At 43.0% G+C, this 26,603-nt stretch carries 21 protein-coding genes; 8 read left to right on the top strand and 13 right to left on the bottom strand.

What is annotated here, in order from left to right:
* The first annotated feature begins 70 nt into the window (after window positions 1-70).
* Window positions 71-784, top strand: a complete 714-nt coding sequence (gene pnuC, locus QL982_RS03915; protein WP_290164936.1) for a nicotinamide riboside transporter PnuC — start codon at window positions 71-73, stop codon at window positions 782-784.
* On the top strand, window positions 735-1,337 hold the full coding sequence (locus QL982_RS03910; RefSeq protein ID WP_290164937.1) for an ATP-binding protein: 603 nt from the start codon (window positions 735-737) through the stop codon (window positions 1,335-1,337). Before pnuC ends, QL982_RS03910 begins: the two co-directional genes overlap by 50 nt.
* 62 nt (window positions 1,338-1,399) lie before the next feature.
* Here the strand turns inward: QL982_RS03910 and QL982_RS03905 are convergent, their stop codons facing one another.
* Window positions 1,400-1,615 carry a hypothetical protein gene (locus QL982_RS03905; RefSeq protein ID WP_290164938.1) on the bottom strand — a complete coding sequence of 72 codons (216 nt, stop codon included), beginning with the start codon at window positions 1,613-1,615 and terminating at the stop codon, window positions 1,400-1,402.
* A gap of 285 nt (window positions 1,616-1,900) precedes the next feature.
* Here QL982_RS03905 and creD point away from each other — a divergent pair, with 285 nt between their 5' ends.
* Window positions 1,901-3,484: a cell envelope integrity protein CreD gene (gene creD / locus QL982_RS03900; protein WP_290164939.1), complete on the top strand. Its 1,584-nt coding sequence runs from the start codon at window positions 1,901-1,903 to the stop codon at window positions 3,482-3,484.
* A 110-nt stretch (window positions 3,485-3,594) separates the two neighbouring features.
* Here the strand turns inward: creD and QL982_RS03895 are convergent, their stop codons facing one another.
* A complete protein-coding gene (locus QL982_RS03895; protein WP_290164941.1) occupies window positions 3,595-4,278 on the bottom strand; it encodes a YetF domain-containing protein in 684 nt (227 codons plus the stop codon).
* A 331-nt stretch (window positions 4,279-4,609) separates the two neighbouring features.
* Here QL982_RS03895 and QL982_RS03890 point away from each other — a divergent pair, with 331 nt between their 5' ends.
* Window positions 4,610-5,440: an EamA family transporter gene (locus QL982_RS03890; RefSeq protein WP_290190171.1), complete on the top strand. Its 831-nt coding sequence runs from the start codon at window positions 4,610-4,612 to the stop codon at window positions 5,438-5,440.
* A 185-nt stretch (window positions 5,441-5,625) separates the two neighbouring features.
* Here QL982_RS03890 and QL982_RS03885 read toward each other — a convergent pair whose 3' ends face one another.
* Complete coding sequence (locus QL982_RS03885) at window positions 5,626-6,195, bottom strand: hypothetical protein (protein WP_290190170.1); 570 nt, start codon at window positions 6,193-6,195, stop codon at window positions 5,626-5,628.
* A gap of 702 nt (window positions 6,196-6,897) precedes the next feature.
* A complete protein-coding gene (locus QL982_RS03880) occupies window positions 6,898-8,175 on the bottom strand; it encodes a hypothetical protein (RefSeq protein ID WP_290161434.1) in 1,278 nt (425 codons plus the stop codon).
* Between the two features lie 513 nt (window positions 8,176-8,688).
* Between QL982_RS03880 and QL982_RS03875 the strand changes: the two genes are divergently transcribed.
* A complete protein-coding gene (locus tag QL982_RS03875) occupies window positions 8,689-9,018 on the top strand; it encodes a hypothetical protein (RefSeq protein WP_290161436.1) in 330 nt (109 codons plus the stop codon).
* A gap of 77 nt (window positions 9,019-9,095) precedes the next feature.
* Here QL982_RS03875 and QL982_RS03870 read toward each other — a convergent pair whose 3' ends face one another.
* Window positions 9,096-9,464 (bottom strand): hypothetical protein, encoded by a 369-nt coding sequence (locus QL982_RS03870; protein ID WP_290161437.1) that lies wholly within the window; start codon window positions 9,462-9,464, stop codon window positions 9,096-9,098.
* Window positions 9,465-9,743: 279 nt separating this feature from the next.
* Window positions 9,744-13,991, bottom strand: coding sequence for an ATP-dependent RNA helicase HrpA (gene hrpA / locus QL982_RS03865; RefSeq protein ID WP_290190169.1), 4,248 nt, complete (start codon window positions 13,989-13,991; stop codon window positions 9,744-9,746).
* A 307-nt stretch (window positions 13,992-14,298) separates the two neighbouring features.
* On the opposite strand from hrpA, the gene QL982_RS03860 reads away from it, so the two are divergent.
* The gene (locus tag QL982_RS03860; RefSeq protein WP_290161441.1) at window positions 14,299-15,528 is read left to right on the top strand and encodes a siderophore-interacting protein; all 1,230 of its coding nucleotides are present in this window, start codon (window positions 14,299-14,301) and stop codon (window positions 15,526-15,528) included.
* Between the two features lie 177 nt (window positions 15,529-15,705).
* On the opposite strand, the gene QL982_RS03855 is transcribed toward QL982_RS03860, so the two are convergent.
* On the bottom strand, window positions 15,706-17,127 hold the full coding sequence (locus QL982_RS03855; RefSeq protein ID WP_290161443.1) for a DASS family sodium-coupled anion symporter: 1,422 nt from the start codon (window positions 17,125-17,127) through the stop codon (window positions 15,706-15,708).
* A 689-nt stretch (window positions 17,128-17,816) separates the two neighbouring features.
* Between QL982_RS03855 and QL982_RS03850 the strand changes: the two genes are divergently transcribed.
* Window positions 17,817-17,981 (top strand): hypothetical protein, encoded by a 165-nt coding sequence (locus QL982_RS03850; protein ID WP_290161444.1) that lies wholly within the window; start codon window positions 17,817-17,819, stop codon window positions 17,979-17,981.
* Between the two features lie 77 nt (window positions 17,982-18,058).
* Here QL982_RS03850 and QL982_RS03845 read toward each other — a convergent pair whose 3' ends face one another.
* The gene (locus QL982_RS03845; RefSeq protein WP_290161446.1) at window positions 18,059-18,754 is read right to left on the bottom strand and encodes a YoaK family protein; all 696 of its coding nucleotides are present in this window, start codon (window positions 18,752-18,754) and stop codon (window positions 18,059-18,061) included.
* Window positions 18,755-18,856: 102 nt separating this feature from the next.
* Window positions 18,857-19,666: an enoyl-ACP reductase gene (locus QL982_RS03840; protein ID WP_290161448.1), complete on the bottom strand. Its 810-nt coding sequence runs from the start codon at window positions 19,664-19,666 to the stop codon at window positions 18,857-18,859.
* Between the two features lie 461 nt (window positions 19,667-20,127).
* Here QL982_RS03840 and folE point away from each other — a divergent pair, with 461 nt between their 5' ends.
* Window positions 20,128-20,724 carry a GTP cyclohydrolase I FolE gene (gene folE / locus QL982_RS03835; RefSeq protein ID WP_290161450.1) on the top strand — a complete coding sequence of 199 codons (597 nt, stop codon included), beginning with the start codon at window positions 20,128-20,130 and terminating at the stop codon, window positions 20,722-20,724.
* A gap of 95 nt (window positions 20,725-20,819) precedes the next feature.
* On the opposite strand, the gene msrB is transcribed toward folE, so the two are convergent.
* The 4 genes from msrB to QL982_RS03815 all read right to left on the bottom strand — a co-directional run bounded on the left by msrB (window position 20,820) and on the right by QL982_RS03815 (window position 26,557).
* On the bottom strand, window positions 20,820-22,028 hold the full coding sequence (gene msrB, locus QL982_RS03830; RefSeq protein ID WP_290161452.1) for a peptide-methionine (R)-S-oxide reductase MsrB: 1,209 nt from the start codon (window positions 22,026-22,028) through the stop codon (window positions 20,820-20,822).
* A gap of 343 nt (window positions 22,029-22,371) precedes the next feature.
* Entirely contained in the window at window positions 22,372-23,676 is a 1,305-nt protein-coding gene (locus QL982_RS03825) for an iron-containing alcohol dehydrogenase (RefSeq protein WP_290161454.1), read from the bottom strand.
* 186 nt (window positions 23,677-23,862) lie between these two features.
* A complete protein-coding gene (locus QL982_RS03820) occupies window positions 23,863-25,467 on the bottom strand; it encodes a dipeptide ABC transporter ATP-binding protein (protein ID WP_290161538.1) in 1,605 nt (534 codons plus the stop codon).
* 76 nt (window positions 25,468-25,543) lie between these two features.
* Complete coding sequence (locus QL982_RS03815; protein ID WP_290161540.1) at window positions 25,544-26,557, bottom strand: ABC transporter permease; 1,014 nt, start codon at window positions 26,555-26,557, stop codon at window positions 25,544-25,546.
* Between the last annotated feature and the right edge of the window lie 46 nt (window positions 26,558-26,603).

Below are 26,603 nucleotides of genomic sequence, written 5' to 3'. Positions count from 1 at the left end.
AACAGCTACGCTATAATTGGCGCCTTTTTATTCTGTACCATTCAACAAAAACCTCTATGTGGAAATAATAATGGCAGAACTTCTTAACTGGTTATTTGGTCAATACGCTGACTACACCACTGTATTCATTGTTCTAGAATTGATTGCTGTCATCTTCGGTGTAGCAAGTGTCTTACTTGCCAGCAGAACCAATATTTTGGTCTTTCCTATTGGCTTAGTCAGCACCGCTATATTTGTGTATCTACTGTGGAAATGGCAGTTGTTTGGCGATATGTTCATCAACGCCTACTATACGGTAATGAGCTTGTATGGCTGGATTAACTGGTCAAAAAATAAGAGAGCTCAATCTGTCGAGCATAAGCCGTCAAACGATGCCAATAATGTTCATATTGAGCATTTGCATGCAGGCGATATACCTATACTCTCTGCTTTGGCAGCAGGAACGATGGGGTTTGTGGCGCTGATTTATTATTTCCGTCCAGTCATTAACAATGGTTTTAGCTTCGATGGTGCAGTGCTTGGTTTGCATTTATTTACATGGATCGACTATACCGATATGCTCACCACAGCGCTATTTTTGATGGCCATGTGGCTCATGGCACGGCGTAAAATCGAGCATTGGATACTATGGATCATCGCCGATGCGATATCTGTACCACTATACTTTTATAAAGGTTTTACCTTTACCGCGCTACAATATGTAGCCTTCACTCTTATCGCAATCTGGGCTTATTATGAATGGCAGCGACGCTACCGCGTACAACCTCGTGCAGCATACGCCTAAATCGGTCATCAAGGTCGCGATCTTAGGTGCAGAAAGCACTGGCAAGACGACCTTATGTCGGGATTTGGCCACACATTTTGATGGCCCTTGGGTATCAGAATATATGCGCACCTACTTACAAGCAAAGTGGGATGACGAACAGCTGACTTGTACGTGGGATGATTTGCTACCTATCGCACAAGGTCAAATAGCGTTAGAAAACACGCTCGCCAAACAAGTCGCTCAATCATCCAATAGCAGCCATTATCTGTTTTGTGATACCAGTCTGTTTGAGCTCATGGTCTACTCCAATTGGTACTATGGCGACTGCCCTGCTGCCCTTCAGCAAGTGGCAGTGGTGCATCATTATGATTTAATTTTATTAACCGAAGTAGATACCCCGTGGGTCGCCGACGATTTACGAGATAGCCCGCATCAACGTGATGAGATAAGCGACTATTTTGCAAGCCAGCTGACTCGCCATCAAAAGCCGTTTCGTCGTATCGGTGGTGATAGAGAAGATCGCGTTCGGCAAGTGACCGAATGGCTTTATTGGATAAAAGATAAGCTTTAATAAGCCAAAACCCTCCTACCACAGCTTATCTTTCTATTGAATGAATTTAGTACAATTTTTAGCTAAACGAACTCAAATACGACTTTACCTGCCCCTGCTTTAGCAATCATACATAAATCAGGTGTAGTCTTTTTAGAGGCTTCTGTAATAACGAGCTTTGCTCCATTACTAAGTGCTTTTGCAATAGTACACAGATCTGGAGTTGCTCTATCTGATGACATTTTAATACCACCTCCCGCTGCAGCAATCATACACAATTCTGATGTAGGTCTATTCAAATCTATCTCCTTAATACTGTTTGTTTTCTTGTACTACCTATATAAGGATGATATCTAAATAAACAATAGTTGAATTAAAAATTAATATAGATTAACTTAACTATAATAATTCTATAAATACTAACAAACATATAAATCAGCTTTTAAATTGAACTTAATACGACTTTCCACACACTCTCCACTGTTCTTACATATTTTTTCTTCATCCCTCCTCTATCCTTTTCTTTAAACCTGCTGACTGTTGTATTGACAGTTTTGGACTAGAGATTTATATGAGGAGCTCCCATGCAAAAGACACTACTGATTAAATTATCCATCATCGCGGGGCTGTGTGTTCTGTTTGCCGTTGGTCTCAACATGATTGGCTCGGTCATCTATGAGAGGCAAAGTTATTCAGAGTCGGTTATCAGAGAAATCGCTCAACAGCACGTCAACCCGCAAGAAGTCATTACGCCATTTATCGCCATTCCGACCACGGTCACACCTGAATGTGAGATTACAGGGTCCGAAGCAACCAGTAACTGCGCCGCCTCCTACTCAAAAATTGAAACTGTTTTTGCCAATCAAACCCAAGCAGCTCAAGATCTTGAGGTAAACACGGACACCTATAAGCGCGGTGTTTATCATGCGACCAGTTATAACGGTGCGCTGAAATTTGACCAAAACTATACTTTTGATTCAACCTTAAGTAGCTTAAACGAGCCTAATAATACGAATAACCAAGCATCAGATTCAGTCGATAGCGCTACAAACCCATTTATCAATAAAATAAAACCTGAAAAAACCATCATTCACTGGAATAAAGCCAAATTAATTATTCCTGTATCAGACCTACGCGGTGTAGCGACACTACCGACAGTGACCATTGACAATAAATCAATACAAGCAACATATCCACAGACACCTATGCTGAAAGAGCTAACCTATGTAGAGGTGGCCATTCCTCAAGATGTATTGAACCGTCCAGCGAAGCCTGTTGCTAGCCCTCAGGATAACGAAACATTATCTGGTACAGACTTGACCAACCAGCCATCCGATACCGAAAGTACTCAAGCGATTAGTATCATAGTAGACTTACCTTTAGCAGGTATTAGCAATTTAAATACTGTCCCTACTGGACAGAACTTTAGCCTAACCATGCGCAGTAACTGGCATGCACCCAACTTCATTGGCAAAGCCCTTCCGAATGCCAAAAAGTTCACCACGAAAGGGTTTGAAGCCAATTGGCAGAATCAATATTTATCCGTCACTAACAACCAATATTTATCACATTGTATCGGTAGCGCCAATAATGAGTGTGCTGTTACGAGTCAAGCCAGCCTTGATACCAGCAGTCAGTCGATGTCTCGCAATGACTTGATTGCAGTAGAAGGTGGTGCAATGCCTGATAGTATGCGCCTCAACAGCTTTGGGGTTAGTTTTGCCGAGCCCAATGATGTGTATTTGCAAACCCAACGAACGATGAAATACGCTCTATTATTAATCCTAGTATCGTTTGGCACTTTCTTCTTATTTGAAGTGATTAAATCCAGCCGTATCCACCCTATCCAGTACCTATTAGTCGGTTGTGCGTTATTCGTTTTTTACGTGTTGTTGCTACCGCTTGCTGAGCAAATAGTGTTTTGGAAAGCGTACGCCATTGCTGCTAGCGCCTGTGTCGGGCTCATTGGCTGGTATACTTATTATGTACTCGGCGGTGTAAAACGAGCGGTAATTTTTACTGCCACACTGGCAGGATTGTACGCATCATTTTTTGGTATTCTCACCACAGAAGACATGAATTTATTACTGGGTGCCGTATTCTGCTTTGTACTGCTAGCCTGCGTGATGGTCATGACTCGTAAAATTGACTGGTATAAAGTCGCCTAAGTTCATCAAAATATCTAGAAAGAATGACACCTTAAACAATTGAAATTTGGGCTGTTCCTATCTGTGTAATAGGTCTGCATAAAAATACAGAGAACAGCCCAAGCATTTTCTCATCTCACAATTTCGCTCTTCAACGCTGTTGCCCAGTTTCGACAGTCATCCTCACAGCGTATACACAGCTGATGAGCGTTAGAGATAGTGTCAATATAGCCACAATGCATACAAGCATAATAAACGCCTGACTCTACTTGCTCGACTGGCTGGTACTGTTTGGGGAAAAGTGGCATGCCATAGCCTGTGTTTTCGGGTGGGTATAATAAGATACTAAAATTGCCATCTGTTTCCAGAAGCCCCGTACGCACTTGACCTAAATGCTCAACGCCTTGTTGACGCATTTCAGCAAAAAACTCATCATGCGACATCTTGCCCTTTTTAATCTTTTCTAGTACTAACAACCCATCTTCGACAATGTATAGCGACTTACCCTCTAGTAAATCTTCGAACGGCTGAAATTTCATCATGGCCCATGTGCACAGTCGATAAAGAAAAATGACCGAGCCCATAATCAGCACTGCCTGAATAATTGGCAGGTCTTGCGTAAACATTGGATCACCTGCGATAGAGCCCAGTGATAAAATGATGGTTAACTCAAAGATTGACAACTGACGGACACCACGCTTGCCCGTAAAGCGTAAAAATAAAATAATGAGCACAAACATGACGGTGACACGTACTAATATTTCAAGTGCAAATGCCCACGTTGTGTCATAAATAAAAATACCTGCCCAATCCATGTTATCGTTTCCTGCGTATCTTTTTTATTTGATTGATTGACTAGTTGATTGAAACTATTGAAAGGTTGCCGATAGTAATTTTGACCACTTATTTCACTCATAAGCCTTATCATCAATGCAACTATCGTTATTCTAATTTAAAAGAGACTTTTTGTCGCAAGTACGACAAAATATCGTTCCTTGTGAGATAGCTATCAACTGGATTTTTAGAGTGCCAGCCCTCATTTCCGATAAACGATGATTAGCTGTTATAAAAATATATCTAAAAAATTAACGTTAAAATCATCTGCTCGCCTATTTCAAAATCAACTTATTCATAGTAGGAATTACCTTGAAAGCTACGCTCTATACTGTTATCGCATTGATCGCATTTGCCGCCAACTCTCTTTTTGGAAGAATGGCGCTAGCAGCAGGCTATATAGATGCCTGGAGCTTTACGATCATTCGCTTGGTGAGTGCGGCTGTTTGTTTAGCTATCATCATGACGGTCTATACCTATCGATTACGACGTCAAGCGCTCAATCTAGGTAGCACCTCTTATGAGGCTATTTTGAATGATAAAGGCAGTTGGCTTAGTAGTGCAAGCTTGGTGATTTATGCACTTTGCTTTTCGATTGCCTATGTAGAACTAGACACGGGTACTGGCGCATTGATTTTGTTTTCAGCAGTTCAGCTCACGATGATTGGCTGGGGCATCTATAAAAAAGAACAATTAAGCGTCTTACAATGGGCTGCCTTTATCGTCGCAGTGGTCGGATTTATTTATTTGATGCTACCGTCAGCAGCAGTGCCTTCGTTACTAGCAGCGACGCTCATGGCAATCAGTGGTGTGGCTTGGGGTATATATAGTATACGTGGCAAATCATGTGTGTCACCGCTATGCGCCACCGGCTTTAACTTTATTCGGAGCCTTGTTGCTGTTCCTATTCTGTCATTAATCGGCATGGTGTATCTCGATAATATCGGCTTGGAAAACGTCAATTTAGGTAATATCACTATCAAAGGAATACTGTTGGCATGTGCATCAGGGGCGATCGCATCAGGTATGGGCTATAGCATTTGGTATATGGCTATGCCACTGTTAAAAAAACACCCAAGCAGCAGTGGTACAGCTCTGTGTACCTGTGCTTGCAGCCATACTGGGCGTGGTGTTTTTATCTGAGCAATTGACCATGCAGTTCGTAGTGGCAAGCGCGGTGATATTGGGTGCGGTGTTGGTATTTATTTTGAATAAGAAAGCAGTAAAAGTTTAAAAACGGTAATGTGAGCCTATCAAATATTAACATTGAAAACATGTCTTTTAAAATTGAGCATTTAAAACAGGTCACTGAATACTCACATTTTTATCTAAGCAATCACCAACATCACATACAATATCGAACCGATAAACCATGTCGCATTCACTGCTATACCTGAGTACCACTTTAGTTTGACCTTTGAATTTTTATTATCAAAAGCGGCTTGGCGCGCTGCGGTGACAGGCAATACGTTATATGGGTTGTTTTTTCCATCCCACATGAGCCGACGCTGCACCTCAGGATGTAATGCTGGATTGGCGCTAGATTGATAAATATTACCTTCTGCTAAGTCTAAAAAGCTAACTGTACAGGCTCGCAACCAACCCATAATCGTCACTTCATGACGTAAACCAGTTAAGCCTTTGCCTTTCTTATCTTGTGCAATATCAGCACAAGCCAATAGCGAGGTACTGATATCTGTCGGACAGGCATGCGCATATCGAGGATCAAGCGGTAGCTCGTCTGCTGGACGTTCCATATAGGTACGGATAAACGTCCATTGGTCGTAGGGGTTTAGTTGCATGTCTTCAAGATTAATAGATAAGCTTGGCTCTCCTGTTGTTTCATCAATAACGTGCAGATTCAGTACTTCATAGACCAAACCTTCATTACGCCTCACGGAGGCAGTGATGTCCCTGTAGTTAATTAAATGAAAAATAGGCTCTTGGTTTCGGTTATGTTCGTAATAAGCAAGCTGTTGTGTTTGTTTTAGCAGTAATATTTTGTGATAGCGAGATTTTTTGGCTTTAAGTTGTTTCAAAGTCAAAAAAGGCGCAGTAAAAAAACTGATGGAAATAGTTACTAAACATATAATTGCATAAAAATAATAGACTAAGACTCCTTCTTTTATTACTGAATTAAACATAGCATAAATAAGAAATAGAAATTGGCCAAACAACCATAGTGAGGCATAGGATGCCAATAAAACTAAATTTTGAATAGAGTTAATACTGGGATGAAATAGCAGATAGTCTGGATTCACTTCATGAATAAGTGAACTTAATCTATCAATACTGCCATTTTTTTCTTTAAAATTAGGAATAGCTTCTTCATAAGGGCGACTGATTATTTTACCGACAGGAGGTACGGGAGGGATGGGTAAGATCATTTTTTACTCAATTACTATGTACTATCGATTAGCTAATTTCTGCTCATTACTATATGCGATCATCACCCAATAAAACAAACTAATGTTAATTAATATCACTACTACCCATCTGATATTTACTTGCCAATCCTTGTCATCAAAAGCTAGAAACGTTACCTCATCAATCTCAACGAATGATTATCTAGGATTTGTACACGTGTTCTATTCAGCCAATTAAACACACCATTTAAGGGCATTCTGAAAAACCACCCCTTTTGTCGCAAGAAAAAATAGATAGAATGATCCTAACATGATAAAAAAAGCAGCAACTTTCATAGTGGCTAGCTGTCTATTCACTGCCCTAGCCAACGCTATCATCCATTTGGAATCCGCGAACATAAACAAACACAATATTTGCATATAAATAGCATGTAATAACTGTCCATAGATAACGGCTCCACAGGTTTGTTCAACAAAAAGCAAAATGATTACATCTACGATAATAATAATAAAAAATGCATCTCTACTCCATAGTTGACGACTTTTATCGTACCGAATCCTTTTTACCTTGATATAGTCAATATCGCTTTGATTATCCAACTGATTGGTTTCATTGAGATACCAAATAGTGTGCCATTCAAGTCGCTTCATCTTTGGCATGATGTCGCCTGCTTTGAAGTGTTTGATATCTTTACTTGATGGTGACCACCAGTAGCCTGTGAATGAGCAGGGCTTACCCGACTCGCAGCGTAAGCGTTTTGGTGCGACATTATGGCTACCACCGCCACTATCCGCAATACGCTCAACCAACATCCAAGTGACTGGTGCCATACCGACCGCTTGCATGGTCTCGGGGTCATAACCGACATAAGCTTCATTTGCTAACATACCGTCTAGTAGCACTTGGGCACTGGCATCTGCTCGATTTGGTATATAAATACCTGCCACAGGGACGATCTTATCTAACTCAACAGTATATTGAGGGTTTAAACGATATATAGGCCAGGATTCGGGTGGGTTGAGCGATCCTCTTGATTCATTAGTATAGCGTTCAGTCAGACTTCCTATTTTCCAACCAAAATAGCTGGTTATTTTCATGTTAAAAGCGCGTAAGCTGGCTTGTCGCTCCCATTTATCATAATCCAGTTGTTGCTGCTCTGGCATCCAGTCAATATCATAATCCATACTGATAGCGCGAAAATCACTTTGTACATTACCACCATATCTTATTGCTATTAAATCTCCTTTTAACAGCTCTTGATAACCGACATTAAGATCGTCTAAGGTGCTGCGTAAATTAGGTAGTACGCGCTCGCCCCAGACGATATCAGGCTGCCGGTTGATGGGTCTACTACGATAATCGCTAGGCAAGTCCCCCATAAATAGCTCTAATGCTTGTTCAGCCGCCTCTAGCATATGAGCAAAGGCATCACGCATCTCGTCAAAGTACACCGTAGAGCTATAACGCTCCAGTAAATAAATCTCTTGCGGTCTTATTATGTAATTATCCATAGGATGGTTGGCATTCCTTTCTATCTATTTTATACCCTCATTTTTGGGCTATAACGACGCCATATTCGGTATTTAAATCGACAATCAAAAGCCACTGAGTTTCTTACAGAAGCTAACAATAGTCAAGTTTAATATAAAGTATGATTCAGTTTCATTAAAAGAACATGTGTATTAGGGCGTGTTTGATATTCACAAATAGGCGCTGCTGATCGCTAAAACTGTTTCAGACAAGGCGTAAAACGACGGTAATGCTCATGCCTTAACGAGGTTTACAACGCACTGCTTATATAGATCTGGGGGGGCAGTTTTAGCAGCAGCTCGAAGAGACAGGACTATTTTTTGCCATGGTCGAATATCAAACACGCCCTAATCGTTTGAAGTAAAAAATCAAAAAAAACAGTTGACTATACTATATATTCGTATTATAACATATAGTGTATATTTAAAATTTTAGATATATAGAAGCAGCGTTATTCTTAGTCTGATTCACAGAAAGCTTGGGGAGGACATGATATGATTCGTTTAAGTTACACTCTCAAATGCTGGGCGTTAAGCATCACTTATTTTTCAGTGTTCTACTTCATGGTAGTCATGAGCGACCCTAGCTTTAGCAAGTATATTTATATGCTGGCCTTAAGCACCTTGCTCTTTCCTATTGCCAAGCGTGCAGTCGATGTAATGACTGACTTTTTTACACCAGATATTGAGTTGTTCAACGGCTTGCTGCCATCAATTTTGATCAATGTCGTCATTTGGTTGTTTACGCCAGTGATTGTCGCGCTAACAATTTTTGCATTCACACTGTATAGCATGGGTGTACTGACAGAAAAGATTAGCCACTAAACTGTGATATCTGGGTATGACAGAAACTTGCATAAAAAATATTGAAAGCGATAGAAAGTAAAAAACCAAACTAAAAATTAAGCACAAATGCCACGAACAGTAATTTGCTTTTGATATTTACCCAGAGGACCGTATTGACCCACAGCACTGACATTGCCAACAATACAAGTTTCGAAAAATTTATAATAACCGTCTTGATTGATACCTTTTGCCGCTTTTATTAATAGCTGCTTTGGATCTGACACATAGTAAATACTGCCATTAGATTCTAGCTCATGAACTTCAAAGCTTCTTTTAAACTTACCACGTAACTGTACTTCTTTTTCCGCATTTTCTAGTGCTACCGCTTTCACCTCACTGTCGCTACTGGCTCGTGTTTCATCACAGCCCGTACTCATGAGTATGGCTGATAGAAGCCCTAACACGATGAATCCATCTTTAATCATTATGCTTTACCTTATGAAAAACTCTCGATCAATACATCAAATATAGTCAAAGAACGCTAAAATGGGTACAAGGCAGCCGACTGCAGATTGTACAAGTAGTACATCTGAGGAGGGTAACGCCGTAGCGGTTTAGTAGTTCACCGACTCTAAAAGTAAGAAAATGCTGCTATAAAAAATGATAGCCCTATATTTTAATCAATAATATTTGATTAAAATATAGGGCTATACAAGTGATTTTTTACGGTGTCCGCTGTCGACTCTAGCAATCTAAATAAGACGCTAGCTCACCTTATCCCACATTTTACTTAGACGCTTGGGTGATACTGCCATACGAGTTTTCATAGGCTGAGCAAACAGTTGAATACGATACTCCTCCACCATCCAGCGATACTCACTGATGGCTTCTTTGTCCGCACGTCCTGCCAGTCGCTCCATATGCAAGTCAAGCGCATAGACGCCATCGAGATCGGCATCAATATTATGCTCAAGCCGTTCTAGTCGAACCTGTAGCGCTTCAAGATAACGCGGATACTGTTGCCAATGGCTATAATCCATCCGATAAACAAAGTCCGCCAAATGCAAATCCTCTAACTGATCTTCGATATCATCGATAGACTCACCAAATATCTCGCGATCTAGCATCAATAGTCCTTGGCGAATACGTTGCCAACGAGTGTAGACATTCTTAAGCGTTTTGATAACGCTTTGACCAGTTAATAAGAAGTTATTTACTACCACTTCGAGCGTCTGAGTATACTCCTCAGAGGTAAACGGTAGCTCTTCGCTCAATCCAACTGCAATATCATCGGCGCTTTCTGGTAAATTTTCAGAGTGATCAAATAAGATATAGTGCTCTTCGAGAGCCGCGTCTAACGCAGCATCTATAACGATCGTTTTGAGTTTATCCATGTCGCCAAGTGGCGCAAATGCCAGTTTAAATATACTATCGATTTGGCTCGTTAGCTGCTTTTTCTTTGCACCAAGTTTGCCTTTGATTAAGCTCAATACCCCGATTCGATGAGCTTGAAGTGCTGCATTGACGTCCGTATATTGATGAATCGATACCGCTGCGCCTGACTCATCAGCGACAAGCGCCGCAAACTGCTTCATCACCACACCCGCGCTATGATGGTTTTTGCTAAAGGCAAAGTGCTCAGGAAATTCAGTATGCACGCCTTGTTGCTCAGTCACTGCTTGACTGGTCTCAGAAGCATGACGAATCTGCAACGTTTGCAGGTCACGGCCTTTTTCGATGATGCGGTTTTTGTCATCGACCACGCAGATTTGTGGCTGCAAATAACGGTCAATCGTAGATGGACTGAAATTATCTGGCGTCACCGACATAATGCCGCGACGGTTTAACGCTTGGCAAAGCTGCTTCAGCAAGCCTTGTCCACCAGCGGGCTGTAACTCATCAAATAAGCCATCAGCTGTATCAGGAATTGGTACGATTTGACGACGAATCTCTTTTGGTAGTGACTTGAGCAATTGCAATACCAACTCATAGCGCCAACCAGGCACACCCCACAGTAGCTCAATCGCGTCAAGCTGTGGTAATGCGGCAAGCGGCACACGTATGGTCACGCCATCATCGTCGCTGGCTGGATCAAAGATGTAACGGAGTGGCAGCTTTAAATCGCCCAGCTTCCACACTTCTGGGAAGTCCCCTGTGGTCGGTGCTTGGCTATTAAGCACATCATCATCGGTAAAGAATAAATGCTTGGTATCATGCTTCTCAACTTCTGCACGCCAATCCTCAAATGCTTTACGACTGGCAACATGCTCAGGAATTTTCTTATCATAAAATTGATAGAGCGTTTCTTCATCCACCAATAAATCACGGCGGCGAAGCTTGTCTTCGATACGCTCAACATGGGCAACTTTGTCCATGTTATGTTGCAAAAATGGTGCGTTGCGACCAAAGTTACCAGTCACTAGACCATCACGGATAAATATCTCTCGTGACTCGACCAAATTGACTTGCTCATAGTTGGTCAGCTGCTTACTAATAATTATCAGCCCAAACAGACTAATCTGTGCGTAAGCTTTGACACGTCCTGTTTTTTTGGACCAATGCGGCTCAAAGTAATGATACTTTAGTAGATTGCCTGCCGCTGAAATAATCCATTCTGGTTCGATTTTGGCAACGGTACGCATAAAGACTTGTGAGGTTTCTACCATCTCAAACGCCATGACCCAAGGCGGGATTTGTTTGAACACCGTACTGGCGGGGAATATCTTGGTTTTTTGCTGACGCGCAGCCAAATACTCGCCGCGGCTTTCGGTCTTGTGCGCAATGATAGACAATAAGCCTGTCAATAACGCTCTATGCAGATTGGCATATTTGACGGCTTTTAGCTCTTCGTCTTCAATTGCGGTCGGGTCATTGCTGACGACAGCTTTATCAGACGCTTTCGACTCATTGACGTCGGTTAACTTAAGCTCCGTGACCATCTGTACCAGTTGGCGGTGTGTCTGATGCCACTCACGCACACGCGGGAAGCTCAAATAGTTTTTCTTAGCAAATTGCTTGCGCTGATTACCAGATAGCTTATTACCGTCTTCGTCCTTTTCAAACAGCGCCTTCCATAGACTCAAATAAAACAGAAAGTCAGAGTCATCTTGACGGAAGATCGCATGCTTTTGATCCGCTTGCGTGCGTTTATTGGCAGGACGCTCACGGGGATCTTGCACGGCTAGCGCGGCCACAACGATCAGCATCTCACGAATACAGTCAAAGTCAGAACCAGCGACCAACATACGTGCCAGCCTTGGATCGATTGGCATACGTGCCATCTTTTGACCAGTAGGCGTCAGAGCAAGATGATCCAGACCTTTTTTTGGTTTTGGCTGGTTGGTTTTATTCGCAGAAGTGACTTGCATTTTGGAAGTAATCGCCCCTAGCTCGTCAAGCAATTTATGCCCATCTGTGACCAAGCGACTGTCAGGTGGCTCAATAAATGCAAAATCATCGACACTACCTAAGCGTAGATTGGCCATTTGCAATATCACGGACGCTAAATTGGTCCGTAAAATCTCAGGTTCAGTGAACTCAGGGCGACCGCTAAAGTCTTCTTCGCTATAAAGACGAATACAAACACCTGGTGCAACACGGCCACAACGACCTTTACGCTGATTGGCAGCCGCTTGCGAGATGGCTTCGATTGGTAGACGCTGTACGCGCGAGCGATACGAGTAACGCGAAATCCGTGCAAAGCCCAAATCAATCACGTAGCGAATACCTGGTACGGTCAACGCAGTCTCAGCAACGTTGGTCGCGATAACAATACGGCGGCCGCGACCGGACGGCTGAAAAATACGCTGCTGCTCTTCATAGGTCTGCCGCGCAAACAATGGCAGCACTTCGGTATGCTTGGGTCCATGACGCTCTAGCACCTCTTGCGTCTCACGAATCTCGGCTTCAGTCGCGGCAAATATTAAGATATCAGCTTGATCGGCATGACCTTTACTTTGCGCGTCGCTAAAGCACTCTTCGACCGCAGCAACCACTGCACGTGGCAGGTTCTCTTCAAAGTCATCATAGCTGTCATCATCCGAGCTATTGACTGGCTCATCCGTCAGCGGACGATAGCGAACTTCTACTGGAAAGCTTCGCCCTTCGACATTAAAAATCGGCGCAGGAATTTGCCGTTTGAGCTTATTGTCATAACGACTAAAGTACTCACTAAAGCGTTTGGTATCTAGCGTCGCTGACGTAATGATGACTTTTAAATCAGGGCGCTTAGGCAACATCTTTTTGAGATAACCCATAATAAAATCGATGTTTAAGCTGCGCTCATGTGCCTCATCAATAATAATCGTATCGTACTTACTCAAAAACCGATCATGACCCAATTCAGCCAGCAAAATACCATCCGTCATCAGCTTAACGACAGATTGCGCTGAGCCTTGCTCATTAAAGCGAATCTTGAAACTGACGGTATGACCTAATGGCTCACCCAACTCTTCTGCGATACGGTTTGCCACACTACGAGCGGCCAGTCGTCTTGGTTGCGTATGCCCTATCTGTCCAGTGATACCACGCCCTGCCAGCATCGCAAGCTTTGGCAACTGCGTCGTCTTACCAGAACCTGTCTCACCAGCGACGATAATGACTTGATTTTCGATGATGGCTTGAATCAAATCATTAGCACGCTGACTCACTGGCAAATCAGGGTTTAGCTTGGCTGGCAGGTCATTAGGAATACTATCAATACGAGCCTGCACTACTTGCTGTGATCGGGCTTTTGTTTTGTTGTATTGCTCACGTTTTTTCGTCAACGCTTCGCTCGTTTTTTCGTCATTTGCTTTTTTGCTAGAGACGGTTGCGCGCGCCAGCTCTCGCTCTAGACGGCTCAGATGATAACTGTCTTTGGCAAGCACTGGCAAATCAGCCGATGAATATACTGTTTCTTTGTGCTCTATAACAATGGGATTTTCATGATTTGGAATCGTTGATTCTTTAACATCGTGCGTTTTGTTTTCAGTAGATATTTCTAAATCGGTATTTTTGGAAGTATTGGGCATATTTGCTTAGGCTATTTATTATGTAGGAGTGGTTAGATTATGGAGGCAATTGGAGTGTGATTCAAGTTAGGAATGTTCAGTAATAAAAACTTATGGTATTGCTTGCCCTCATCACAAGTGTCTTAAAACCAACGCTTGTTCAAACCATCATAAGCCGATTTGTCTAAATCTATGGGTTCAAAGGCGTGATGCTATATCAAAACAGTAATAAACCGTGATTTTTCTCGTAAATGATAACAAAAACAATTATCATTAACTAAATTCAACTGTCTTATGCTTCAGTTCGCTGTTGCTTGTGAGTATTTATATGACCAATACCCTATTCGCTGCTGACCAACACACCGATCATCAAAACAGCTTATATACCTCGTTACATGATCCTGAAATAGCAAACATACTCGCTCATATCAATGAAGAGCACCTTGAAGAGCTAATCGGATTTTTAGGGGCGTTTACCTCTTTATCTGTCGCTGATTTAGACAATTTAAATGTACAATTAACGGCTATTTATTCTGAAGGTATCACGCTACAAGTGCAGTCTAAAAATCCAGAATATCTGTCTGCGGACTCTCCATATAAAACAACTCAAGAGCAAACATTCTTTATTGCCTTTGCCTCGCCCATCGCGCAGCTTACTGAACTGCAAGATCAATATATCTTGCTCAAACAAAGAGCTGATAAAAAACTGGGCAAAAAAACAATAAAACTGACCAAGCAAATATTTGGCGTACAGAACCATTACAAGGTCAGCAAAAATATGCTGCGTCTTGAACTGACCATGCCCACACTAAATAACTCTGGTGACGCATCAAAATCAATCTCAATACCCACAAACGAAGCAGGTTATGCTTATTTGTTTGATTTAGAGCACAATCTGGCGACAACCAATAACGTCGATGGCCGTATAAAAGAAAGTCTTACCCCTTCTCGTCCCCATTGTTATTACACTTTAAGAAAAGCATGGCCAACGCCCGACGGTATACAAGCGTGGGTCGATGTTTTTCTTCATGGCAATACGTCAGGCGGTAACTGGGCAGCGTCCCTGCAAGCAGGTGATACCGTCATCACAAAAAGGGAGTTTCCTGAAAAAGTTGAGCATCTTCGAGAGGGTCAAGCGCTACTGATTGCTGATGAAACCTCTATGCCCACGGTGGCACGCTTATTGGAACTTTGGGACAACCCTAAGCCACCATTGGTCATTTGTGTCACACAAGACACCGCTGATCAAAAGTACTTTGATGACGTAAAAATGCGTCGTAGTGTTGAATCTCATATCACAGACAGCATCGAAAACAACACCGACCATCCTTTTACCGTATTACCCATAGACGCCAATCAAATAAATTTAGGACAGCAATTAGCCACCGCAATTGATCAAAAACTGGGCGATTATTTGACCCATCACTCTCTACAGATTGATAAAGTGTGGGGCGCACTAGAAGCGAATACAGCAAAAGCACTGCGTCCTTTATTGAGAGATCGGCTTGAGCTCAATCGTACAGAAGTGGTGGTCAAGGTTTATTGGCGTCAAGATTGAACGATTACTAACAACCAAAACACATAAAAAAAACCCGATGTTTAAGTGTGACTTAAAACATCGGGTTTTCTTTAGGGCTTGTTACTTACTAGGGTGTGTCCTCATCTCAAAAGTGGAGATAAAAATGAGATATTGACCAGTTAGATGACTATCGTTTAATTGAGGACATGCCCTAATCTATAGTAAGAAAAAATACGCCCACAGCCCCACGGCAAAGGTAGCAATAATATTAAGAATAACACCCGTACGAATCATCTCTGACTGCTTAATCAGCCCCGTACCAAAGACAATAGCGTTTGGTGGCGTGGCAACAGGTAGCATAAAGGCACACGATGCACCAATACCGATGACCAATACAAGCACTTCATGTGGTAAGCCCATCTGCTCAGCGATAGCCGCAAATACCGGCACCAATAATGCGGCAGAGGCCGTATTAGAAGCGAATTCAGTCAAAAATATAATGAACGCTGAGACCGCAATCATGACCACGACAAGCGGTGCTGCTGACAAGGCACTTGCCACAGTCTCTCCCAGCACCAATGAGGCCCCTGACACTTTCAAAACCGTCGATAGTGCAATACCACCACCGAACAACATGAGAACGCCCCAGTCGGTATTATCAGAGACTTGCTTCCATGATACCAATCCTAAACTCACCACCGCTGCTGCCGCTGATAAGGCAATAATGGCATCCGTATCAGAGATATCGAGTGCTGCACCGATTTTTTTGGAAAATATCCAGCTCAAGGCGGTCACAATGAAAACAATAATCGTCACCACACGGGGCTTATTCCAAGCAATAGGCTCATCTTCAACGAGGACAATTTTACGATTTAGATTAGGCTTTAAGAATAAATACATGGCACCGAGTAATAATGGCAAGAGTACCAGCATCATCGGCACCCCAAACTTCATCCAGTCTACAAAGGCAATATTGAGTGCCTTTGCAGCAATGGCGTTAGGCGGTGAGCCGACGATCGTACCCAAACCACCCAGACTGGCCGAATAAGCAATACCCAATAGTACAAACACAAACGTACCACGATCTTTTTCACGGTCAACTTGCGTCAAAATACCTAACGCCAGTGGCAACATCATCGCTGCCGTCGCGGTATTTGATATCCACATGGATAAAAATGCGGTCACACCAAAGATTAAAAAGACAGCCGTACTCAGTTTGCCACCCGACATCGATAGAATTTTTAATGCGATTTTTTTGTCCAATTGTTGCACATGCAAGGCTGCAGCCAGCGCAAAACCCCCAAAGAACAAATAAATCGTCGGACTAGCAAAGCTCTGTAAGCCAATTTTGGCATCAAAATCTGGTATACCAATCAGCGCACCCACGACGACAACCAACAGCGCTGTGATCGTGACATGCAATGCTTCTGTCAGCCACAGGACACCGATAAAGAACAATAAGGCGAGGCCCTTATTCGCATTTATATCGAATGGCAACACATTATAAATAATCATACTAATAATTGCCGCGATAGCGACCACTATCAACCCTTTACCTGTACCCTTTGGAAAAGTATCAGTAAATAAATATTCATTGCCATCATTCGGAAGATGGCTATCTAGTTTTTTCTCTGACATAAAACGTCCTTATTTCCTCAAAGACCGTGTAAAAAAGACCCTAAAATAAACGTGTATCTTGCTGAATGACGATCACCTGTCAGTCACTCCAAAAAATACGCCGTCATGATAACAGATATATAACAAAAAATTGATTTAACGCCATCCGTCTTAAACTCATGAAAAATACACTCAGTTCAACATTTTCTACTGGGACAAATTTTTTGAAGCCTCTGTCACGCTAGCGAACAGCCAGTGAAGAAAATTCATATCAGTAGAACCGTACTTTTTTAAAATAGATCGCATATACAGTGCTTCTATACTTTGCAGTTACATATCGTCACTAAACAAGCGTACATCGTATCTGTACAACTCCTCAATGCTATTCCATACTAGGGTCTGTTTGACATTCAAATGTGGTGCTGGCAGTCACTATTTTTTAGTTAATTGGCAGTGAAATTTTTGACGCCTAGTCATTCTAGGGTAAACAATTTCGCCATAGATTGGCAAAAAATAGTACTGCCCCAAAGGGCTGATGCTAAAATCACCCCAAACGTTGTTGAAAACCTAGCTAAGGTCTCGACATTATCATCAGTTTTCGCCTAGTCTGGTGAAATTTTAGCGATCAGCAGCCCTAATATTTGAATATTCAACAGACCCTAAATAAGTCAAGTAATTGGACATTTAATAAAAACAAATAGGACCCTCTTATGACAAACGCAAATAAAACCGACTCAACCACTAAAATGGCACCAAAAGATATCAACCAAGACGGTTTGGCCAAAGAAGACCAACAGCGTACCGACGACTCTGCACTCGATATGATGCAAGGTATGCATGAGCATGAAGATCACAGAGAAGAAGGGCAAAAATAGACCATCGCGTTGGGCTTATATTTTTCATACGATAAATTTATATGGCCAATCCATCATTATATGGCAGGCACTTATCGTTATGATAAGTGCTTTTTATGTGTTGGCTCTCTTTTTTCTGGTAAGCGGTCTGACACATAGTTGTAGACGAATGCTGCGGTCAAAACGATAGCAATGGGTAAAAATAGCGCTTCATAGCTAACCTTAGCAAATAAGAATGCACCCACGGCACTACCACCGCAAAAGCAATACCAGATAATGGCTTGAAAGCCCAGTGTCGGCTTACTAATAGATCGGCCAGCCAGCCAATTGCCAATCGCAGCCCCCATATCAGAGGTAAGGCCTGTTAAATGAGTGGTGCGAATCACCGCCCCACTATAAGTGGCAACCATCGCATTTTGTAATCCACATGCCATCGCTGCCGCCAATTGTCCTAAATAATCATGTTGCTGATATAGCCAATAGCTGATGATCAACAGTGCTGCTTCAATATACAACGCACTGCCATAGCGTCTACCTAATTTTAATGACGTCTGACCAATGACAAAACCGCTCAAAATAGCCCCTGCCAAAAAAGATAACAGCAGCGTGCCGATATACAAGATACTGTGCATATCTAAATAAGCGATAGCCGCCGCAAATAAGCTGACATTGCCAGTGACATGTGACACCGATAAGTTAGCAAACCCCATCAAAGCGGTTGTATTCACACAGCCTGCACTAAATGCCAGTACCGCCCCACCCCATAATATCCACTTTGGTAACTTGGTTATCATATCTATCGCCCAGAGGCCTATCGCCAAAAATCCTCATAGTATAACGAGAAAAGACAGCCAATTGGCTGCCTTCTCTCTCATGGAACAAATCATTGATAACGATTACTTCGCTGGATCATCAAGCATCATCAACTGCTCACTGATGGCAACCGTATTAAACCCTGCATCAACGAACATAATCTCACCAGTAATGCCAGATGCCCACGGCGATAGTAAGAATAATGCGGCGTTACCTACTTCTGTCTGTGTGATATTTCGTTGTAATGGCGCGATTTTTTCGCTGATATCGAGCATTTTTCGGAAAGATTTGATACCACTAGCAGCAAGCGTACGGATAGGGCCTGCAGATATCGCATTAACGCGGATGCCTTCACCGCCCATAGAAGTTGCCAAGTAACGAACACTGGCTTCAAGACTGGCTTTTGCCATACCCATGACATTATAGTTTGGCAATACTGAAATGCTGCCTTCATAAGTCAACGTCAGCATCGAACCATGACGCATCGCCAATAATTCGCGGGCGGCTTTGGCCAGTGCAACAAAGCTATAGCTGGATATATCATGCGCGATATGGCTGCCCTCACGAGTGGTTGCGCTGACAAAATCTCCATCAAGCTGATCCATCGGTGCAAAACCAATGGCATGTACCACACCATCAATACCATCACCCCAGTGGGCAGTCACTTGCTCAAAGCAAGCGGCTATAGATTCATCAGAGGCGACGTCACACTCTAGAACCAAATCTGCTTCAAATTTTTCAGCGGCCATATCCACACGTTTTTTTATTTTATCGTTGGGATAAGTCAGGATCAGTGATGCCCCTTCGCGGTGTAGCGCTTCTGCGATAGCCCAAGCGATAGAGAGTTTACTTGCGATACCAGTTACGACGAATCGTTGTCCTTGCAGTAGCATAAAATTTCCTTTTGAATCAATCGAGATAATTTAGAATAAGAATTTATTTAGAGTAATTAGAAGATTGAGAGTAATAAAATAACGCAAACGAAAAGATGACTTATTATACACGAATTCATTTAAGTAAACAGTCGTAAACTGTGTTTGATTCTCGTTATAGTAAGCGAAGAAAATTTATACCAACTGAGCGTTATTTCAGTGCATCTCTTTTATTTTGAGTCGTGTTTTGCTGCGCGTTTACGAAGAATTATGCGGTAAGTACCATCACTATAACAGTTTTTATTGAGGGCTCGACACCTCTCTATTGATTAAACGCTTAACTGCTAGCCACAGTAGTATGAAGTTCAGCAGATTTCGAGTATAATCACAGCCCTTCCCAGCTTGCACAATTTTTATAAGAATCCTCACATGATAGGATTCAACGTTAAGCTACACCCACATTTTGGATGGCTGCCAAACTTATGAGTAACACCCCAAGAACCACCCCAGACCATAAAGAAAGTACTGAATCCTATCGCCAGCTGATTGCCTCAACTGGTGAAAACTTGGATCGTCCTGGTTTGTTAGATACGCCTGTACGTGCTGCAAAGGCCTTCTCTCATTTGACCCAAGGCTATCATCAAAGCATTGAAGAAGTCGTCAATAATGCTGTCTTTCCATCAGCCAATCGTGAGCTGGTATTGGTACAGAACATTGAGTTCTATTCATTGTGTGAGCACCATATGCTACCGTTCCACGGTGTCGCTCATATCGGCTATCTACCTGACGGCCAAGTATTGGGGCTGTCCAAGTTCGCCCGTATCGTCGACATGTTTGCCCGTCGCCTACAAATACAAGAAAATCTGAGTGAACAGATCGCACAGACCATCATGGATGTCACTGGCTGCCGTGGTGTGGCCGTGGTGATGGATGCCGCGCATATGTGCATGATGATGCGCGGTGTTAGCAAGCAGCATTCAACCACTCGTAGCACAGCAATGCTTGGTGAATATCAACACAATAATCAAGCTCGCAATGAGTTTTTGGGTGCGGTACCTAAGCGTCAACCAGCCTTTTAAGTCGCTGTTAATTGTTTAGGCTGTTATAAATAATACCCAAATAAAAAGGACGCACTAGCGTCCTTTTTATTTGGGTTAGCGATAGCAAAACTGTACTAACTAACGGGTTTAACCTCATCGATCCAATCGCCATAACCAGCAGCGTCCATCTCTGCAAGCGGAACAAAACGCAATGCTGCTGAATTCATGCAATAGCGTTTGCCTGTCGGTGCTGGGCCATCATCAAATACGTGCCCTACATGCGAGTCAGCGTAACGGCTACGAATCTCAGTACGAGTCGAAAAAATACCCCGATCCTCTTTCTCTACTACCATGTCAGTGCTCAATGGACGCGTAAAGCTTGGCCAGCCCGTGCCAGACTTGTATTTATCACGCGAAGAATACAGTGGCTCACCAGATATCACATCGACATATAATCCAAGTTCTTTATTATCCCAGTACTCATTATCAAAGGCACGCTCGGTCCCTTCTTTTTGAGTGACTTTATACTGAATATCACTGAGCGATTTTTTCAGCTCATCTTGTGATGGCTTTACAAATGTAGCTGGGTTAAAGCTCGCCTTGCTGTTTGGCGTCTCGTTTGAGATTACTGGCTGTGCGCTGTCTGGCGCAGGCTTAAACTGGCTAAAATTAAGCTCATAGTCTTTGCCATAAACGCTCTCGATAAACTGATAGCGACCAGAATTAAAGGTATAAGCTTTATAGCGTATCGGGTTCTTTTTATAATAATCCTGATGATATTCTTCAGCAGGATAAAAAGCACTAGCAGGAACAATTTCAATCACTACTGGCTTCTCATACACACCAGAGGCTTGTAGTGATTGCTTGGCCGCTTCTGCGATTTGCTTTTCTTGCGCGTTGTTATAAAAAATAGCGGGACGGTACTGTGTACCGCGATCAACATACTGCCCTTTATCATCAGTAGGATCAGCAATTCTCCATAGCGCCTGCACTATGCCATTGTAAGTAATTTTCTTAGGATCATAATATACTTGCGCTGCCTCGGTATGCCCAGTACCACCTGCTGACACCTGCTTGTAGGTTGGGTTTTCAGCGGTGCCACCCGTATAGCCAGACACGACTTCTACCACGCCAGGGATTTTTTCATAACCTGCTTCAACACACCAAAAACACCCGCCCGCTACTGTGGCTACTGCCAATCCTGGCGTAGTCGGTGCATATGGGTTAGCGGCAGTTGGGTTTTTTACAGTAGAGCTGTTTTCAGTTGATGCGCAGCCTGCGTAAATCGCACTACTCGCTATGATAACTAACCCTATAATTCTAGATGGTAATATGCGAGTCATAAAAATCTCCTAAGCGTAATGTCCTTTAAATATCCTAACGCTTTTGTGTCACTGAAACATTCCTATACTGTTATATATTTACAGTTTATTAAGATATTTTTTATCAACTGAGTTTAGGGCGTGTCCTCAATTCAATCGATAGTCATCTAAATGGGTTAAAAATGAGGACACGCCCTAATCACAAGATAAATTAAACGGTTGTTTGATAACGATCATATATTTTAGTATGACTTAACTATGGGAATAAGACAGAAGCTTTATTATCTCAATGCATTAAAAAAGCCCATTCTCAAAAAAGTAATGGGCTTTTATTTATCGTAAGGTTATCAATGTAAGCATAGGATTATGAAGATTTTTGGCTATCTTTATCAGCACGTTTGTCACTTACCTGCTTAATCTTTGTTAGAATTTCCTTGATTTCAGCGGCTGATAGATAAGTTGGTACTGCATAGGTGTCGCTGACTTCTTTTGCAGCGGCTTTTGCAATATTATCAAAGTCGCTGGTTTGCATACCATTGACAGTCGGATCAATGTTTAGATCTGCAATCAAGTCTCTAACTTGCGCGATAAGGTAATCGGCTATCTCACTGTCGCTATTACCCGCTTGACCATCTTGTACCATGCCCGTTCTTTTGGCCAATGCCGCCAGTCTCTTTTTGCTCGCTTTGCGATTGACATCAAGTACATAAGGCAGCACGATGGCATTGGCACGACCATGAGGAATACTATAGTAAGCGCCTAATTGATGCGCGATAGCATGCACATAACCCAGACCTGCTTTATTAAAAGCAATCCCGCCGTAATGAGCGGCGATACCCATCTCTTCTCTTGCTTTTAGATTACCACCGTCTTTATAAGCTAGTGGTAGATAATACATGACAGATTTTACGGCAGAGGCTGCATAATAGTCTGTCTCTACGCTGGCATTGGCACTCATCCATGCTTCTAGTGCATGGGTCAATACATCAATGCCAGTATCTGCTGTGATATGGGCTGGCATGCCTTTCATGATAACTGGGTCAATTGCAGCGGCTAGTGGTACCATTCTTGGATCGATAGACAATGCTTTTTGATGCGTTTTATCATCCGATACTACTGCACCAAGTGTCGCCTCTGAACCCGTGCCAGCCGTCGTTGGTACGCAGTATAAAGGCGTCGCAGGCTTTCTTGCCTTAAGAATACCGATCAGCTGCTTTGGCTTACACTTGTTGCCTTGAGACATAGCTATCATTTTAGCCGCATCGATCACTGAGCCGCCGCCAATGGCTACGATAGAGTCACAATTGGCTTCTATAGATTGACGGAGCCCTTCTTCAACTACTTTAAAAGTAGGATCTGGCGTAATACCATCATAGATGTGATAACTGATATTTTTCGCATCTAGATAATCGGTAACTTTTGCAGGTATACCTAGTTTGTTGAGCACTGTATCCGTGACAATAAACACATTGGTATTGCCTTCATTGATAAGCATATCGCATAGCTCATCGCAGGCAGTCTCACCAACGAATAACATCGGTCTTCTTATAGGTATCACATAAGATACTGCTTTTAATACCTTTGCCCGAGTCTTAGCGACAGCCAAATAACCAGCATGCTGCAAACCATTCGTCTTTACCAATTTAGTAATACTGTTTTGTATTTTCATGGGCACAAAAATCCTTGTTAATGATGATTTTAACCGCGATAACGACCGTTTTGGTCAGCTAATGATAGCTAATTAACGTTTGCCGATATCAGAATAGATAACTATATGTGTCATAAAGAGGCTTGGATACAGCAGACCACTGTCTAGAATGATTGTACCACCGCTTTTTTGAGTATGTCGCTATTATTATGAACTGCTCGCCTTTAACAACTGCTGAGCATAAGGATGCTGTGGGTGATTAAAGAGATCTTCGGTACGCCCAGACTCTACGCAGGTGCCTTCTTTTAACACCATAACATGCTGGCATAAAGCACGTACTACTTTGAGATCATGGCTGATAAAGACATAGCTGATTTGCAGCTTTTGTTGGATTTCCCGTAGCAAGCTAACCACTGTGACCTGAGTGGTACTATCCAGCGCAGAGGTCGGCTCATCCAATATGAGTAGACTTGGTTTCATAATGAGTGCACGCGCCAGTGCCACGCGTTGACGCTGACCACCTGACAGCTCATGCGGATAACGCTGCGCAAACGCTAAAGGCAAATGTACCGTAGCAAGACTATCTAACACCGCTTGCTGACGTGCAGCTTTAGCCACGCCTTGTACCAGCAACCCCTCTTCAACGATTTGCATGACCGTCATACGCGGATTAATACTGGCAAATGGATCTTGAAATACCATCTGTATCTGCGCGCGGAAGTTACGTAGCGCTTTTTTGGACAATATCGAAATATCTTGCCCGTTGACCACTATCTGCCCATTCACACGTGCTTGGTTGCTCAGTAGTTGGCTAAGCGCCAGCGCAATGGTGGTTTTTCCAGAGCCAGACTCACCGACGATACCCAATGCTTGGCCTTTTTGTAGCGTCATATCGACATCTTTGACCGCATCGAACCAGCGCTTGGTACCACCAAACAGACTTTTTTCAATTGGGAACTGTACGTTAAGACGCTTCACTTCTAATACGCTTGATTGTTTATCTGCGTTATCGTCTTCTATGGTCAATGCTTGACCAAAGTCTTGCTGAATAAGCGTCCGAGTATAATCGGCTTTGGGCTGACTAAATACCGCTGACGTTTGACCCTGTTCAATCGTTTGGCCTTGACGCATAACGATAACCTCATCACTATAGCGCCTGACCAGATTGAGATCATGACTGATTAATATCATCGCCATATTGTGCTTGCGTTTTAGATCATCTAGTAGCGCTAAAATCTCATGTTGCAAGGTAACATCGAGCGCAGTCGTTGGCTCATCAGCGATCAAGATGTCAGGCTGCTGAGCCAATGCCATGGCAATCATCATTCGCTGACGCTGACCACCTGATAGCTCATGCGGATAGCGATTCAACTTGTCAGCAGGATCAGTAATATTGACGTCATCTAGCAAAGCGATACTGGCGTCTCGCCATTGTTTCTTTGGTACGCCGCTTAGACGCAACGATTCGGCGATTTGTTTGGCGACCGTATGTAGTGGGTTCAGCGCGGTCATCGGCTCTTGAAACACCATACCGATACGCTGTCCACGAATAGACCGTAATGCAGCATTACGCGCCTTATCATTCGCTATAGGCAAGGTCGACATGCCTGTTGTACTTGCCAGCTGCACCTCACCAGTAATCGTTAAACTATCTGGCAACAGACCTAGTAGCGCAAGACTGGCAATCGATTTACCAGAGCCTGACTCACCAACGATGGCCAAGGTTTGCCCTTGTGTTAGCTGATAAGACAGCGCATCGACTAGCTGGATACCTGCCGTTGTCGTGATAGTTAATCTATCTACAGTTAGCATGAGCTTATCTTGTGCACGATGAAGACTTTCAATTGGTGCGTTGTTTTGCTCGGTGGCGATAATATTTTTAGTCATATCAAGAGCGCCTTGGATCAAATGCATCACGCAGCGCTTCGCCGACGAAGATGAGCAATGACAAAATAAAGGTCAAACTAAAGAATCCTGACAAGGCAAGCCATGGTGCATCAAGGTTATTTTTACCTTGTACCATTAGCTCACCAAGAGACGGCGAGCCAGGTGGCAATCCATATCCCAAGAAATCCAGCGCAGTCAAAGCGATAATATTGGCCGTTAGAATAAATGGCAACTGCGACAAACTAGAAGCTAACGCATTGGGTAAGATATGTCTGAGCATGATTTGGCTGTCCGAAACGCCTAAATTGCGTGCAGCTCGCACATAGTCAAAGTTGCGAGCTCGTAAGAACTCTGCCCGTACCAAACCAACTAGACCCATCCAGCCGAACAACAGCATCATGGCGAACAGCATAATAATGCTAGGACTAAACAGACTGACCAAAATAATAATCATAAACAGCTGAGGCATACCGCCCCATACTTCCATAAATCGCTGCCCTGCCAGATCAATCCAGCCGCCATAATAGCCTTGTACAGCACCGACGATAATCCCAATTAGTGCACCCGCAAGCGTCAAAGCCAGACCAAACAGTAATGACACTCGCATACCATAAAGTATCCGTGCCAGCACATCACGCCCCATATCGTCCGTACCAAGCCAGTTTTGGGCATTGGGTGCTGCTGGATAAGGCAGACCAAGCTCAACATTCGGCGTCTGATCAGCAAACGGAATAAGCGGCATCACATAAAACCCTTGCTCATCAATCAGCGACTGCACTACAGGGTCTTTATAATTGGTTTCGGTCTCAAACACACCGCCAAACGTCGTTTCAGGATAGGCCTTTAATACCGGGAAGTAATAATCGCCTTGATATTGAACCAGTAAAGGTTTGTCATTGGCAATGACGTTAGCTGCCATACAAATGACAAATATCACTGCAAAAATAAACAGCGATATCACCCCAAGTCGATTTTTACGAAAGCGATTTAGACGCGCTTGCCATATAGGGCTCAAGCGTTGCTTTTTTGTGGTAGATAGCTGCTCAGGCATTGGCGCTTTA

Origin of the sequence: Psychrobacter sp. 5A.1 (assembly GCF_030407455.1) — a bacterium.
Lineage (GTDB): Bacteria > Pseudomonadota > Gammaproteobacteria > Pseudomonadales > Moraxellaceae > Psychrobacter.
Note: the sequence above shows the minus strand (reverse complement) of the source record. Positions and strands in the feature narration are given on the sequence as shown.

Coding starts and splice junctions, on each gene's coding strand:
- pnuC (WP_290164936.1), top strand. CDS start 71: ATGGCAGAACTTCTTAACTGGTTATTTGGTCAATACGCTGACTACACC.
- QL982_RS03910 (WP_290164937.1), top strand. CDS start 735: ATGAATGGCAGCGACGCTACCGCGTACAACCTCGTGCAGCATACGCCT.
- creD (WP_290164939.1), top strand. CDS start 1,901: ATGCAAAAGACACTACTGATTAAATTATCCATCATCGCGGGGCTGTGT.
- QL982_RS03895 (WP_290164941.1), bottom strand. CDS start 4,278: ATGGATTGGGCAGGTATTTTTATTTATGACACAACGTGGGCATTTGCA.
- QL982_RS03880 (WP_290161434.1), bottom strand. CDS start 8,175: ATGGATAATTACATAATAAGACCGCAAGAGATTTATTTACTGGAGCGT.
- QL982_RS03875 (WP_290161436.1), top strand. CDS start 8,689: ATGATTCGTTTAAGTTACACTCTCAAATGCTGGGCGTTAAGCATCACT.
- QL982_RS03870 (WP_290161437.1), bottom strand. CDS start 9,464: ATGATTAAAGATGGATTCATCGTGTTAGGGCTTCTATCAGCCATACTC.
- hrpA (WP_290190169.1), bottom strand. CDS start 13,991: ATGCCCAATACTTCCAAAAATACCGATTTAGAAATATCTACTGAAAAC.
- QL982_RS03860 (WP_290161441.1), top strand. CDS start 14,299: ATGACCAATACCCTATTCGCTGCTGACCAACACACCGATCATCAAAAC.
- QL982_RS03855 (WP_290161443.1), bottom strand. CDS start 17,127: ATGTCAGAGAAAAAACTAGATAGCCATCTTCCGAATGATGGCAATGAA.
- QL982_RS03850 (WP_290161444.1), top strand. CDS start 17,817: ATGACAAACGCAAATAAAACCGACTCAACCACTAAAATGGCACCAAAA.
- QL982_RS03845 (WP_290161446.1), bottom strand. CDS start 18,754: ATGATAACCAAGTTACCAAAGTGGATATTATGGGGTGGGGCGGTACTG.
- QL982_RS03840 (WP_290161448.1), bottom strand. CDS start 19,666: ATGCTACTGCAAGGACAACGATTCGTCGTAACTGGTATCGCAAGTAAA.
- folE (WP_290161450.1), top strand. CDS start 20,128: ATGAGTAACACCCCAAGAACCACCCCAGACCATAAAGAAAGTACTGAA.
- msrB (WP_290161452.1), bottom strand. CDS start 22,028: ATGACTCGCATATTACCATCTAGAATTATAGGGTTAGTTATCATAGCG.
- QL982_RS03825 (WP_290161454.1), bottom strand. CDS start 23,676: ATGAAAATACAAAACAGTATTACTAAATTGGTAAAGACGAATGGTTTG.
- QL982_RS03820 (WP_290161538.1), bottom strand. CDS start 25,467: ATGCTAACTGTAGATAGATTAACTATCACGACAACGGCAGGTATCCAG.